Source organism: Campylobacter peloridis LMG 23910 (assembly GCF_000816785.1).
Classification (GTDB): Bacteria; Campylobacterota; Campylobacteria; order Campylobacterales; family Campylobacteraceae; genus Campylobacter_D; species Campylobacter_D peloridis.
Window position 1 is genome coordinate 1,198,872 of record NZ_CP007766.1, and the last position, 13,650, is coordinate 1,212,521.

At 29.7% G+C, this 13,650-nt stretch carries 11 protein-coding genes; 8 read left to right on the forward strand and 3 right to left on the reverse strand.

What is annotated here, in order from left to right; translation table 11 throughout:
- Positions 1-3 precede the first annotated feature (3 nt).
- Positions 4-1,806: a cell division protein FtsI/penicillin-binding protein gene (locus tag CPEL_RS05910; RefSeq protein ID WP_044599015.1), complete on the forward strand. Its 1,803-nt coding sequence runs from the start codon at positions 4-6 to the stop codon at positions 1,804-1,806.
- Positions 1,807-2,032: 226 nt separating this feature from the next.
- Positions 2,033-2,137, forward strand: a complete 105-nt coding sequence (locus CPEL_RS09765; protein WP_084083574.1) for a BspA family leucine-rich repeat surface protein — start codon at positions 2,033-2,035, stop codon at positions 2,135-2,137.
- A 9-nt stretch (positions 2,138-2,146) separates the two neighbouring features.
- On the opposite strand, the gene hemH is transcribed toward CPEL_RS09765, so the two are convergent.
- Genes hemH through CPEL_RS05925 form a run of 3 tightly spaced genes read right to left on the reverse strand, consistent with a single transcriptional unit; the run spans position 2,147 to position 4,983 of the window.
- Positions 2,147-3,052 carry a ferrochelatase gene (gene hemH / locus CPEL_RS05915; RefSeq protein WP_044599016.1) on the reverse strand — a complete coding sequence of 302 codons (906 nt, stop codon included), beginning with the start codon at positions 3,050-3,052 and terminating at the stop codon, positions 2,147-2,149.
- Complete coding sequence (locus CPEL_RS05920; protein ID WP_044599017.1) at positions 3,053-3,910, reverse strand: Gfo/Idh/MocA family protein; 858 nt, start codon at positions 3,908-3,910, stop codon at positions 3,053-3,055.
- Positions 3,907-4,983: a DegT/DnrJ/EryC1/StrS family aminotransferase gene (locus CPEL_RS05925; RefSeq protein WP_084083590.1), complete on the reverse strand. Its 1,077-nt coding sequence runs from the start codon at positions 4,981-4,983 to the stop codon at positions 3,907-3,909. The genes CPEL_RS05920 and CPEL_RS05925 overlap by 4 nt, the downstream gene beginning before the upstream one ends.
- Before the next feature lie 107 nt (positions 4,984-5,090).
- On the opposite strand from CPEL_RS05925, the gene alaS reads away from it, so the two are divergent.
- From alaS to CPEL_RS05955, 6 genes are all read left to right on the forward strand, one after another.
- The gene (gene alaS / locus CPEL_RS05930) at positions 5,091-7,628 is read left to right on the forward strand and encodes an alanine--tRNA ligase (RefSeq protein ID WP_044599019.1); all 2,538 of its coding nucleotides are present in this window, start codon (positions 5,091-5,093) and stop codon (positions 7,626-7,628) included.
- Entirely contained in the window at positions 7,628-8,170 is a 543-nt protein-coding gene (gene maf, locus CPEL_RS05935) for a septum formation inhibitor Maf (RefSeq protein WP_044599020.1), read from the forward strand. Before alaS ends, maf begins: the two co-directional genes overlap by 1 nt.
- Positions 8,170-10,101, forward strand: a complete 1,932-nt coding sequence (locus CPEL_RS05940) for a transglycosylase domain-containing protein (protein WP_044599571.1) — start codon at positions 8,170-8,172, stop codon at positions 10,099-10,101. Before maf ends, CPEL_RS05940 begins: the two co-directional genes overlap by 1 nt.
- Before the next feature lie 81 nt (positions 10,102-10,182).
- Complete coding sequence (msrP, locus tag CPEL_RS05945; RefSeq protein ID WP_044599021.1) at positions 10,183-11,076, forward strand: protein-methionine-sulfoxide reductase catalytic subunit MsrP; 894 nt, start codon at positions 10,183-10,185, stop codon at positions 11,074-11,076.
- Entirely contained in the window at positions 11,076-11,636 is a 561-nt protein-coding gene (locus CPEL_RS05950; protein ID WP_044599022.1) for a ferric reductase, read from the forward strand. The genes msrP and CPEL_RS05950 overlap by 1 nt, the downstream gene beginning before the upstream one ends.
- Positions 11,637-11,727: 91 nt before the next feature.
- Complete coding sequence (locus CPEL_RS05955; protein WP_044599023.1) at positions 11,728-13,623, forward strand: NAD(P)/FAD-dependent oxidoreductase; 1,896 nt, start codon at positions 11,728-11,730, stop codon at positions 13,621-13,623.
- Positions 13,624-13,650: the final 27 nt, after the last annotated feature.

A 13,650-nucleotide genomic window follows, 5' to 3' on the forward strand; every position in this document is an offset into this window, starting at 1 on the left:
TATATGCTCTCAAACACTATTAGAAATAGAGTTTCAAAAGTTGCTTTTGCTTTTTGTATGGCTCTATTTTTTATGGTATTATTTTTACTCTCCACATTTTTTCTTACTTCAAAGCGCCATATTCCTAATACAGAAAAAGAACAATATTTTTCAGCATTAAGAGGGAATATCATTACAAGCGATAATTTTACCATCACTTCAAGTAGACAAATTTATAGAGCAGAGATTGATTTAAGGAGTTTAAATCCTGATAAAAAAGATTTATTTTTAAAGCTTTTTGAAATTTATAGCGGTGCGAGTGATGAACAAATGCAAGATATAAAAAAAAGAATGCTTGCAAAAAAAAAGCGAAGTTATAATTTTATTTTATTACAAAATATTAATTCTAAAAATGCTAGCTACCTAAGAGAATTAGCAAAAAAACTTTATACCCAAGGTTTTTTTCGAGCTTTTACAAACAACAACGGCAGAGTGGAGACAAGAGGCCTTGATATAATAGAACACAAAGAAGATCGTGTGTATATGCCAAAAGATTCTTTAACTCCAGTTATTGGCTATACAAGAACATATATGGATGAAGAAAGTGAAATTTTCAAAAATATAGGCATTAAAGGTTTAGAAAAATACTACAATGATTGCCTAAATCCTATACAAAATGCTAAAATTCAAGGTTTAAAAGACATAGGTGGTAATATAATTTTAAATTTATATTCTAACCAGCAACGCAAAATTGATGGTTGTAATTTATACTTGAATATATCACTAAAACTACAAAAAAGTCTTGAAAAAGAAATTGACCAAAGAAATGAAGATTTAAAAGCAAATGAAATTATTGTTGCAGTAATGGAAAGTAAAAGTGGAAAAATTTTAGCACTTGCTAGTTCTAGAAGATATGATCCGCAAAATCGCGGAAGAGATCTTTCTGTGCTAAATGCTAGTGCCATAGAATATGGGTATGAAGCAGGTTCGGTTATAAAACCCTTTATTTTTACAACTGCTTTAATGCTAGATAAAATTAAAGTAAATGAAATAATTGATACTGATGGTGGGCAATATAAATTAGGACGCTTTACTATACGCGATGATCACAAAAAAAATAAAATGAGCATGGAAGAAGTTATTACTTACTCTTCTAATGTTGGTATGATTAAAATTGCCAAAAGACTAAGTAATCTTGAAATTATATCAGGGCTTAGAATTTTTCGTTTTGGAGAAAAAAGTGGTATTGACTTACCTTATGAACAAAAAGGTGAAATTCCAAACCCTAAAAATTTAAGAGATATTGAAAAATCGGTATTAAGCTATGGATATGGTTTAAAAACAACTTTTATGCAACTTTTAGCCGCTTATAATGTTTTTAATAATGATGGTATTTATATAAGCCCACAAATTGCAAATAAATTTTATCAAAATGGTCGCTTGGTTAAATTAGATGAAGATGTTAAAAAAGATAAAATATTATCTAGTAAAGCTGCCAAAGAAATGCAACAAATTCTAATCAATGTAATAGAAAAAGGAACAGGTAAAAAAGCCCAAACTAAAGGTATTATCATAGGTGGAAAAACAGGAACTGCTAGAATAGCTGAAAGAAAAGGTTATACATCTAATCGCTATAATGCATCATTTTTTGGATTTGCTAATGATGAAACACACCATTACACCATAGGCGTTTTAGTAAGAAATCCAACTAAGGCTTATAGTTATTATGCTGCACAAAGTGCTTTGCCTGTATTTAAAGATACTGTTAATATTTTAATTAAAGAAAATTATTTAAAACCTATAAAAGAACAAGATGTTAAAAAATAAAATTATCACGATATTAATCTTTTTTACATTGATTTTTTGTTTTGCTTATTTAAAATACTGGATTTTATTATTTATAACTTTATTTGTGTTTTTGGTTGTATTATACCTACGAAAAAATTTATAGGTATAGAAACTTAGGATGTAAACAAAATGTTTTACAATTACAAAAAGATTTAACCGTTTACTGGGTAAATAGTTAAAATGTAGTGCTATAAGCACGCAAAGTATGTTTAGTGGATGCAAAAACTTCAATCAAAAATTATCAAGTTGGAATTTAAAAAATATTCCAAGAAAAAATCATATGTTTTTTAATACTGCTATAAAAAATTAGCATAAATAATTACATTTTGACTTGATTTAAAACAAACTCCACAAAATCATCGCTATCATTTAAACAAGCAATAAGCTCATAATCATTTTTAGCCAAATGCCTATATTCTATCCCAAGCTCAAAAATAGTTTCAGAACAATCTATACAAAAAGATATAGGATAAATCAAAGCTTTTTGTTCTAAATTAGCTAAAACATCACTCGTGTTTGGCTCAAGCCACTTAATAGGACCTAGTTTTGATTGATAAGAAAGCAAAATTTGATCAAATTCATCTTTTAATCTTTCTTTTAAAAGCTCTACATGCTCATTTACATGTTTTTCATACAAATCACCTTTTTTAATCACTGAAAGTGGTAAAGAATGTGCTGAAAAAATCAAGGTTTTAAAGTTATGCTTTTTATTTTTTTCTAAAATATGTTTAATAACAATTTCATTATAAAATGCATCTTTATAAAAGACATCAATAATACTTAACTTAGTTTTGATATTTGCATTTTTAAGGGCATTTTGCACCACTTCTAAAGAACTACTAACCGTTGTTTTAGAATGGTGAGGATATAAAGGAAATAAAATAATCTCATCATCTTCTTTAAAATCATATTTTTTTAAAACATCACTTGCAAAAGGAGGGACATATAAGCTAATAAAATCAAATTTATATTCTTTAGTTTTAATATTTAACTTATTGCACAATTTTTGTGTAAGCTCGGTAAGCGGAGATTTACCACCCATTTTTTCGTAATTTTGTTTCATAGCTTTTAATCTTGATTTTCTTATTATAAAAGCTACAAATTTTCTTAAAAAAACATTTTTAATCCCTAAAATATAAGGATCATTAAACATATTTTTTAAAAAAAGCTCACACTCACTAAGCTTATTAACCCCGCCCATATTCAAAAAAAATACATACTTCATTTAAGCACCTTCTAAAATTTCTTGCACCCTTAATGCATCTTCAATACTTGCTAAATTCTTACTTTCTCCATTTTTTATCAGCTCAAAAAATGCCTCATGCTCACCATATAAAGGGGAGTTATTATATAAATTGGCAATTTTTTGCGAATTAATAAAAAGTTCATAATTTTTCAAATCAAGCTCATAGCTATAATTTTTACCCAAAACAATAAATTTTCTTATGATAAAATTAGCATTCCAGCTATTGTGAATACACGCTAAAACATTTTCTAATCTTAAATTAATCATCACCTCATCTTCAAATTTAGCATGATGATGTGTTTTATTAATTTTTACATCTATTATTTTCTCTTGCGTTAAAAAATAAATCAAATCAAGATCATGCACACTAAGATCACTTAATACCCCTACATCATTGATTCTTTGCGGATAAGCAGAAATTCTTTGTATATTTATGCTAATTATTTCATCATTTAAAAGCTTTTCTTTTAAGGTTAAAATCGCAGGATTAAATCTTTCGCAAAATCCTACCCCTACTCTAACTCCATCTTTTATAGCTTGATTTTGTAGCTTTAAAATTTCATTTAAATTTAAAGCTAAGGGTTTTTCTATTAAAACATTTTTTATTTGAGTAAAAACTTTTAAAGCTATATCTAAATGCGTAGAAGTTGGAGTAGCAATAATCACACCATCAAGATTTTGTGTTAAAAAATCATCAAAATTTTTATGAAAAAAGTGTTTAAATTCATCTTTACAAAAAGGATCATATAAATGAATTTCTTTGATATTTGGATTTTTTTCAAGTTCTTTTAAATGGTTTTTTCCCATTTTACCAAGACCTATAAGCCCTATTTTCATTCAAAAGCCTTAATCACTTTAGCTTGGTGCTCTTCTTTTAAAAATGCACTCATAGGTAAGGATAAAATTTCATCACTCAAAAGCTCTGTATTGATTAAATCACCCTTTTTATAAGCAAGATAAGCAAAAGCTTCTTGCAAATGAAGTCCTAAAGGATAATGCACCGCAGTAGGTATGCCTTGCTCTTGTAATTTTTGTATGAAATTTTCTCTATTTTTTACACGCACGCTATATTGAGCCTGGGCACTCATAAAACCATCTTTTCTTGGCGGTAAAATGCAATTTTTTAAATTTTGATCATAAATTTTTGCTATGGCTTCTCTTTTTTTAATCTCTTCATCTAGATATTTCAATTTCACATTTAAAATAGCTGCTTGGATAGTATCAAGCCTTCCGTTAATACCAATGTATTTGTGTTTATATCTTTGTACTTGCCCATGGTTTAAATAAATTTTAATTTTTTGTGCTAATTCATCATCTTGGGTAAAAACCGCCCCGCCATCTCCATAAGCACCCAAAGGCTTAGATGGAAAAAAGCTAGTGCAAGATATATCAGCTATAGCACATGATTTTACGCCTTTTTGGCTGGCTCCAAAACTTTGTGCACTATCTTCTATCAAAGCAATGTTTTGGCTTTTACAAAGTTCTTTTAGAGCAAACATATCAGGCATAAGTCCAAAAATACTCACAGCAATCACAGCCTTAGTTTTAGGTGTGATAGCACTTTGAACTTTTTCCAAGCTAAGATTATAATCTTTAAAATCAATATCTACAAAAACAGGCTTAGCACCAATTAAAGCCACCATTTCAGCCGTAGCTATAAAGGTAAAACTTGGCACTATTACCTCATCATCCCTACCCACACCCAAAGCCATTAAGGCCAAAAATAATGCACTTGTACCACTTGAACAACCTATAGCATGTTTAATACCTACATATTTAGCCAAATTGCTTTCAAATTCTTCTAATTTTGCACCACCAATAAAAGAAGCACTTTGCAAAACCTCGCCAATAGCTTTATCAATTTCATTTTTATACGCATTATATTGAGCATTTAAGTCTATAAAAGGAATATTCATTGTATAACCTTGTAAATTTAAAATTGTGATTATAAGATAGTTTTACTTAATTTAAAGTATTTTTGGTATTATTTTGAGCAAAAAATTAGCTAGGAAAATCCATGGATATTAGAAAAGAATATTTAGAATTTTTTAAATCAAAAGGACATGAAATAACCCCTTCAAGCCCTTTAGTACCTGATGATGCGACTTTACTTTTTACCAATGCAGGTATGGTGCCTTTTAAAAGCATATTTACAGGAGAAATCCCACGCCCAAATCCTCCACGCAAAACAAGCTGTCAAACTTGCATAAGAGCTGGTGGAAAACACAATGACTTAGATAATGTGGGCTATACAGCACGCCATCATACTTTTTTTGAAATGCTTGGGAATTTTAGTTTTGGAGATTATTTTAAAAAACAAGCCATTGCTTATGCTTGGGAATTTGTAACTGAGGTTTTAAAACTACCTAAAGAAAGATTATATGTAAGTGTCCATGAAAACGATGATGAAGCATATGAGCTTTGGCAAGAGCACATAGAAAAAGAAAGAATTTACAAATTTGGCGATAAAGATAATTTCTGGCAAATGGGCGATACTGGACCTTGTGGGCCTTGTAGTGAAATTTTTTATGATCAAGGTGCTGAGCATTTTAATTCTAGTGAAGATTATATGGGTGGTGATGGAGATAGATTTTTAGAAATTTGGAATCTAGTTTTCATGCAATATGAAAGAAGTGCTGATGGCACGCTTACCCCATTGCCAAAGCCAAGTATTGATACAGGCATGGGGCTTGAAAGGGTTAGTGCTATAAAAGAAGGAAAATTTAGCAATTTTGATAGTTCTTTGTTTATGCCAATTATTGAGAGTATTGCAAAACTTTGTGGCAAAACTTATACTTATGAAAGTGGAGCTAGTTATAGAGTAATTGCTGATCATATAAGATCGAGTGTATTTTTGCTTGCTCAAGGGGTTGGTTTTGATAAAGAAGGTAGGGGTTATGTTTTAAGAAGAATTATGCGTCGTGCCTTAAGACATGGATATTTACTGGGTCTTAAAAGAGCTTTTATGTATGAGCTTGTAGATGTGGTTTGTGAATTAATGGGCGGGCATTATACTTACTTAAATGAGAAAAAAGAATTTATTAAAGAGCAAATTAAACTAGAAGAAGAAAGATTTTTAAGTACCATTGAAAATGGTATAGAAATTTTTAATGAAGAATTAAAAAATACTAAAGATGTTTTCAGCGGTGAAGTTGCGTTTAAACTTTATGATACTTATGGTTTTCCGCTTGATTTAACCCAAGATATGCTAAGAGAAAAAAATCTTAGTGTAGATGAGGCTAAATTTAATGAACTTATGCAAGAACAAAAAAATAGAGCTAAAGCTTCTTGGAAAGGAAGTGGAGATAAGGCAATTAGCGGAGATTTTAAAATTTTATTAGAAAAATTTGGCAAAAACACTTTTAGTGGCTATGAAAATTATGAAGAAAAAACTAAAATTTTAGCTATCTTAGATGAAGATTTTAAAATCATAACCGAAGCTAAAGCAGGAGATATAGCATGGTTAATGCTTGAAAAAACTCCATTTTATGCAACTAGCGGGGGGCAAAGTGCTGATATAGGCTTTATTAATGAAAATGAGGTTTTAGATACACAAAAATTCTTTGAACTTAACCTAAGCAAAGTAAAATTAAAACAAGATCTTAAAACAAATGATGAAGTTATAGCTTGTATAGATACTAAAAAAAGAGAGCAAATTGCAAGACATCATAGTGCAACGCATTTATTGCACCATGCTTTAAGAGAAATTCTTGGCTCACACATTAGCCAAGCAGGCTCTTTAGTAGAATACAATAAATTAAGATTTGATTTTACTCATCCAAAGGCGTTAAATCATGAAGAATTAAACCAAATACAAGCTTTAGTAAATGCTTACATCATGCAAGCAAATGAGGCTAAAATTGAAATTTTAGATTTAGAAGAGGCCAAAAAAAGTGGAGCTATAGCTTTATTTAGCGAAAAATATCAAGAAAAAGTAAGGGTTTTAACCTTAGGAACTAGTAAGGAACTTTGCGGTGGAACCCATGTGAAAAATAGTTCTGAAATAGGAAGTTTTTACATCATCAAAGAAAGCGGGGTTAGTGCTGGAGTTAGAAGAATAGAAGCAGTTGTAAGTAAAGCTGCGCTTGATTATGTGAATGAAAATTTAAAAGAATTAAACCAAGTAAAAGAAGAATTAAAAACCCAAGATATTTTAAATTATGTTGCAAAATTAAAAAATGAAATCACGAATTTAAAAAATGATTTAAAAAATTCAAGCAAAACAAATTTAGATTCTAAAGAGCTTAATAAAACTACTTATTGTGTGCAAAAAATTGATAATGGCGATATAAAAGCCATGATAGATGAGTTTAAAAATAAATTTAATAAAGCTGTGATTTTACTTTTACAAGAAAAAGAAGGTAAAATCCTTATAGCAGCAGGTGTTAAAGAAGCTCCTTTAAAAGCAGGAAATTTAGTAAAAGAAATCGCTCAAATTTTAGGTGGAAATGGCGGTGGGAGAGATGATTTTGCTACTGCTGGAGGTAAGGATAGTAGCAAAATAGATCAAGCGTTAATTCATGCTGAAAAAATCATAAAAGAAAGTCTTGCTTAATGCTTTATTTAGCTTCAAGTTCGCCCTCACGCGTTGCTTTGTTAAAAAAAGCAAATATAGCTTTTGAACAAATCATTTTAGATTATGATGAGAGTTTGGTAAAAAAAGAAAATCCAAGCTCTTATGTGCAAAAAATTGTTTTAGAAAAACAAAGGCAGTTTTTTACAAAATATCCTGATTTTAAAAATGTTTTATTTGCAGATAGTATAGTTTGTATTGAAAATGCAATTTTTACCAAGGCAAAAAACGACTCACAAGCTTTTGAAATGCTAAATTTGCAAAGTGGAAAAAATGTTAGTATTTTAAGTGCAATGATATTAAATTTAGAACACAAACAACTTTTTTCTCTTAGCAAATGTGATTTAATCTTAGATCATTTTGATCATAAACATATGCAAGAATACATTGATTCAAAGCTTTACCAAGGTAAAGCAGGTGCGATAATGTGTGAGGGTTTTCACAAAAAATACATTAAAAAAATGATAGGCCATGAAAGCACTGCTTTAGGGCTTGATATAGAACTTTTGAAAGCGTTCTTATGATGAAAATATTAAAAATTTTTATTTCTTTTTGTATAGTTTGTGCAGTAGGAATTTTTATTTTTGTTGCCTATTTGTTTTCAGATTCAGATTTTAATCAATATACATTTAAAGATTACAAACCACCACTTACTACACAAATTTTTGATAAAAATGGAAAATTAGTCGCCAATGTTTTTGAGCAGCACCGCTTTTATGCTTCTTATGAAGAGCTTCCTCCAAGACTCATAGAAGCTTTAGTAGCCATAGAAGATACCAGTTTCTTCGAACATGGTGGAGTTAATATAGATGCAATTTTTAGAGCAGCTATAAAGATTATAAGAAGTGGTGGAAAAACCATGGAAGGAGCTTCTACTCTTACTCAGCAGTTTATCAAGAATACTGAATTAACTCCTGAGAGAACTTTAAGCAGAAAAATCAAAGAAGCTCTATTAGCTTATAGGATAGAAACTTTACTTACAAAAGAACAAATTTTAGAAAGATATTTAAATTTTATTTTTTTTGGACATGGGTATTATGGGGTTAAGACAGCTGCACTTGGATATTTTAGAAAAAATTTAGATGAACTTACTTTAAAAGAAATTGCTATTTTAGTAGGTATGCCAAAAGCTCCAAGCACTTATGATCCTACTAGGCATTTAGATTTATCTTTAGCTAGGGCAAATAGTGTCATTCAAAGAATGCATAATCTTGGCTGGATTTCAAACGATGAATACCAAAATGCTTTAGCTGAAATTCCAAAAATTTATGATGATACACTAACTCAAAATGCAGCTCCTTATGTAACTCAAGAGGTTCTAAAACAACTAAGTGGTATTAAAGATCTAAAAAGCGGCGGATATAAAATAGAACTTGCTATAGATCTTGATGTTCAAAATATCGCACATGATGCTTTAAAATTTGGCTATGATGAAATCATCAAAAGAGATAAAGATGCAAATTTAAGCACTTTAAATGGAGCAATGATAGTAGCAAACCATCAAACAGGAGATATCTTAGCTTTAGTAGGTGGTGTAAATTACGAAAAAAGTAATTTTAATCGTGCCACTCAAAGCTTAAGACAGCCTGGAAGCTCTTTTAAACCTTTTTTATATCAAATTGCTATTGATTTGGGTTATTCACCTATGAGTAAGGTTGCAGATATTTCAAGAATTTTTGAAGCAAGTAAAGAAGATGAAAAAGATTGGAAACCAAAAAATTATGGCGGTAAATTTTTAGGATTAATAACTCTAAAAGAAGCACTAACAGGTTCAAGGAATTTAGCAACAATCAATCTAGCACTTTCTTTAGGGCTTGATGTAATCCATGATAAGCTTACCAACATGGGATTTAAAAACATACCTATTGATTTATCCATAGTTTTAGGTAGCTTTGGTATTTCTATTTATGATTATGCTAAACTTTATACTGTTTTTGGAAATTATGGAGTTCAAAAAGATCTTGTTTTAATTAAAAAAGTTTTAGATAAAGATGGCAGGGTTGTTGTAGAATATAATTCTGGTGAAAGAAGGATTAGTGATGCTAGTCAAGCTTTTTTAGTTAATGATATGATGCAAAATGTTGTTCAAAAAGGAACTGGGCGTAATGCTAAAGTAGATGGCATAGAAATAGCTGGAAAAACTGGTACTTCAAACAAAAGTATTGATGCATGGTTTTGTGGTTTAACTCCTGAAATAGAAGCTATCATTTGGTATGGAAATGATGATAATAAACCAATGAAACAAATAGAAGGTGGGGCAAGAACGGCCGCGCCAGTTTTTAAAGAATTTTTAACTAAATATTTAGAACTTTACCCTGATAGTGCAAGAAAATTTAGCATTCCCAAAGGAGTTCATCAAGGTTTTTTTGAGAAAAAAAGAGAATACTACACCAATACTTCGCCTTTTCCAAAAAACAATCCTATATTATCAGAGCAAAATGAAATAATTTTTTAAATATTTTTTATAAAATAATAAAAATTATCCTTACATTTTCTTTTATATGTTTTAATTGCAAAAAACATATAAAGGAAATTTATGAACATTACCCCTGAAAATTTATACAAAAAAAGACGCCAATTTTTAAAACTTGGCGTAGGTGCTTTAGTGGGAACAAGCTTGATTCAATCCAAACTTATGGCTTTAAATTTTACCCCTAGCAATAATACTGATAATTTAAAAATTAGCGATGAAAAAATAGCTACTAATTATGTTAATTTTTATGAATTTTCCACTGATAAAAAAAGAGCTGTAGAACTTGCAAAAAATTTTAACACCAATAATTGGAAAATAGAAGTTAGTGGAGAAGTTGAAGAGCCTTTAACTTTAACCATGAAAGATTTGCTAGCCCTTCCTTTAGAAGAAAGAATTTATAGATTTCGCTGTGTTGAAACTTGGTCTATGGTAGTTCCTTGGATAGGATTTGAGCTACGCACGCTGATTGAAAAATGTAAAGTTAAAAGTGATGCTAAATTTATAAAATTTACAACTCTTTTTGATAAAAACCAATTTGCTGATCAAGCTTCATTTTTTCCAACTCTTGATTATCCTTATATAGAAGCTTTGAGAATGGATGAAGCCATGCATCCATTAACACTTATGGCTGTAGGAATGTATAAAAAACCTTTACTTGGACAAAATGGAGCACCAATTCGTTTAGTAGTGCCTTGGAAATATGGATTTAAAAGTATAAAATCTATCGTTAAAATAGAATTTACCAAAGAACAACCAAAAACAACTTGGGAGCTAGCAAACCCAAGAGAGTATGGATTTTATGCTAATGTTAATCCAAATGTTTCCCACCCTAGATGGTCTCAAGCAAATGAGCGTCCTTTGGGAGAATTTTTTACAAAGCCTACGCAAATATTTAATGGATATGAAAAAGAAGTGGCACATTTGTATAAAGATATGGATTTAAAGGTTAATTTTTAATGAGTAAAAAAAACTGCAATATCATAGCATTTTTATTTTTTATTTTAAGTATATTTTATAGTTTCTATCAAATTAAACAAGAATTTGATATTGTAAAATCTATTTATTTTTATAGTGGAATTTTTAGCTTAATCTTTTTTGGATTAAGCTTATTATTCTCACTTTTAAAATACAAATATACAAAAGATTATCCTAAATTTTTAGGTTTTTATGCATTTTTTTGGGCTATAGTGCATTTTATAAATTATTTTGCTTTTGGAAAAAATTTAAATTTTATATTTTTTTTAAAAGATACTTTTAATAAAAATTTAGAATTTAGTGGCTTTATAGCATTTTTTCTGCTAACTTTAATGTTTATTAGTTCTTTTAAGTTTTTTAATAAACTCATAAAAATAAGAAAATTAGCTTATATTTGTTTTTTAATAGCATCTTGGCATTATTTTTTATCTGCAAAAATTCCACAAATATCACATATTTTAGCTCTGAGTATAGCTGTGTTGTTTTTACTCACTAAAATATGGAAAAATCACAAAAAGAGAAAAAAAGTAACCTCATTTTAAATTTTCACAAAACAGTAAAAGACATTAAGCATAATAATATAAATATTTTTTTAAAATAAGACTTGATATATCTTAATTTTAAGGAAAAATAATGCAAAGACGAGATTTTTTAAACGGAATGGCTTTAACTATACTTGCGGGAATGACTCCATTGCAAGTTCTTTATGGTAAAGAAGCTAAAATAGAAGATTTCACTAAAGAATACTACCCACCAAAATGGCTTGGATTAAGAGGTAGTAATAATGCAAGTTATGAATTTGCTCATATGTTAAGAGATGGTGAAAAATTTGATTTTAGCGCTATTAAACCAAAACAAGAATATGATTTAGTTGTAGTTGGAGCAGGTATTAGCGGTTTAGCAGCAGCCTGTTTTTATCAAAATAAATTTGGCAAAGATAAAAAAATTTTAATTCTTGACAACCATGATGACTTTGGTGGACATGCTAGAAGGAATGAAATACAATTAGAAGATGGAACTATTTTAAGCTATGGTGGTAGTGAAACTTTTCAATCTCCAAATGCTTTGTTCTCAAAAGAAGTAATAGAGTTATTAAATTCTTTAGGAATTGACATTGATGAATTAGCAAAACGCTTTGATGTAAATTTCTATCCTGATTTAAAACTAAGTAGAGGGGTGTATTTTTCTAAAACTGAATTTGGAGTAGATAAAATAGTAAGTGGCAATCCTAGAAAAGTAATTTGTGATGATATACCAGAAGGTAGACACAATGGTAGAAGCGTTGAAGCTTTTATCGGTGATTTTCCATTAAACGAAAAAGACAAAAAAGATTTAATTGCTTTATTTAAAAGCGAAAAAGACTACTTAAAAGGCATGAATAAGCAACAAAGAGATGAATATGTTGCAAAAACAAGCTATAAAAAATTCTTAGAAGAAAAAGTTAAACTTTCTCCACAAGCTGTAAAATTCTTTGAAGGTATGACAGATGACTTTTTGGCTTTAGGAATTGATGCTGTTTCTTGTGAAGACGCTAGAGCTTCTTTTTTACCTGGTTTTGATAAACTTGGTCTTGATCCTATAGAAGGAGAGGCATTAGCTGAAATGGAAGAGCCATACATTCACCATTGTGCTGATGGTAATGCTACAGTTGCTAGATTAATGGTTAGAAGATTAATTCCTGAAGTATCTAAAAAGGGTAAAGATATGGATGAAGTTACTTTGGCTCATTTTGATTATTCTAAACTTGATTTAGCTAAGAATAAAGTTCGCCTAAGATTAAATAGCACTGTTATAAATGTAGAAAACACAAAAGATGGAGCTTTAGTAACTTATGTTAATAAAGGCAAAAATTACAGAGTAAAAGCTAAAAAAGTAGTTATGGCAAACTATAATAGCATGATCCCTTACATCATTCCAACTCTTCCTCAAGAACAAAAAGATGCTTTAAGTAAAAATGTAAAAACTTCACTTTTGCATACAAATGTTATTATAAGCAACTGGGAACCTTTTATAAAACTTGGCGTTCATGAAATTTACTCTCCAAAAATGCCTTATGCTAGAACCAAGCTTGATTATCCTGTGGATATGGGAGGATACCACCACCCAAGAGATCCTAAAAAACCAATTTGCGTTCATATGGTATGTTCACCTTTAGTGTTTGCTTCTATGCAAGGAATTGATCTTGAGGGAATGGATGCAAGAGATAGAGCTAGAGTAGGTAGAAATTTATTATTTACTATGAGTTTTGAAGAACACGAAAAAATTATCCGCGATCAACTTCAAGGTATGTTGGGTTCTGCTGGATTTAATCACGAAAGAGATATAAAAGCTATAGTTGTAAATCGCTGGGGACACTGCTATTCATATACAGAGAATAGTCTTTTTGATGATAGTGAAGAAGCACAAAAAACAATAGAACTTGCAAGAAAACCTTTTGGAAACATTACCATAGCTAATTCAGATTCTGATTGGGATGCTTATATGCATGCTGCTATTGATCAAGCATATCGCGCTGTTAATGAATTATAAAATTTAAACTCCATTTTTGGAGTTTAA

Excerpts from the sequence above, each read along its gene's own strand:
- CPEL_RS05920 (WP_044599017.1), bottom strand. The coding sequence starts at position 3,910 with ATGAAAATAGGGCTTATAGGTCTTGGTAAAATGGGAAAAAACCATTTA.
- msrP (WP_044599021.1), top strand. The coding sequence starts at position 10,183 with ATGAACATTACCCCTGAAAATTTATACAAAAAAAGACGCCAATTTTTA.
- alaS (WP_044599019.1), top strand. The coding sequence starts at position 5,091 with ATGGATATTAGAAAAGAATATTTAGAATTTTTTAAATCAAAAGGACAT.
- CPEL_RS05955 (WP_044599023.1), top strand. The coding sequence starts at position 11,728 with ATGCAAAGACGAGATTTTTTAAACGGAATGGCTTTAACTATACTTGCG.
- CPEL_RS05910 (WP_044599015.1), top strand. The coding sequence starts at position 4 with ATGCTCTCAAACACTATTAGAAATAGAGTTTCAAAAGTTGCTTTTGCT.
- CPEL_RS05950 (WP_044599022.1), top strand. The coding sequence starts at position 11,076 with ATGAGTAAAAAAAACTGCAATATCATAGCATTTTTATTTTTTATTTTA.
- CPEL_RS09765 (WP_084083574.1), top strand. The coding sequence starts at position 2,033 with ATGTTTAGTGGATGCAAAAACTTCAATCAAAAATTATCAAGTTGGAAT.
- maf (WP_044599020.1), top strand. The coding sequence starts at position 7,628 with ATGCTTTATTTAGCTTCAAGTTCGCCCTCACGCGTTGCTTTGTTAAAA.
- CPEL_RS05940 (WP_044599571.1), top strand. The coding sequence starts at position 8,170 with ATGAAAATATTAAAAATTTTTATTTCTTTTTGTATAGTTTGTGCAGTA.
- hemH (WP_044599016.1), bottom strand. The coding sequence starts at position 3,052 with ATGAAGTATGTATTTTTTTTGAATATGGGCGGGGTTAATAAGCTTAGT.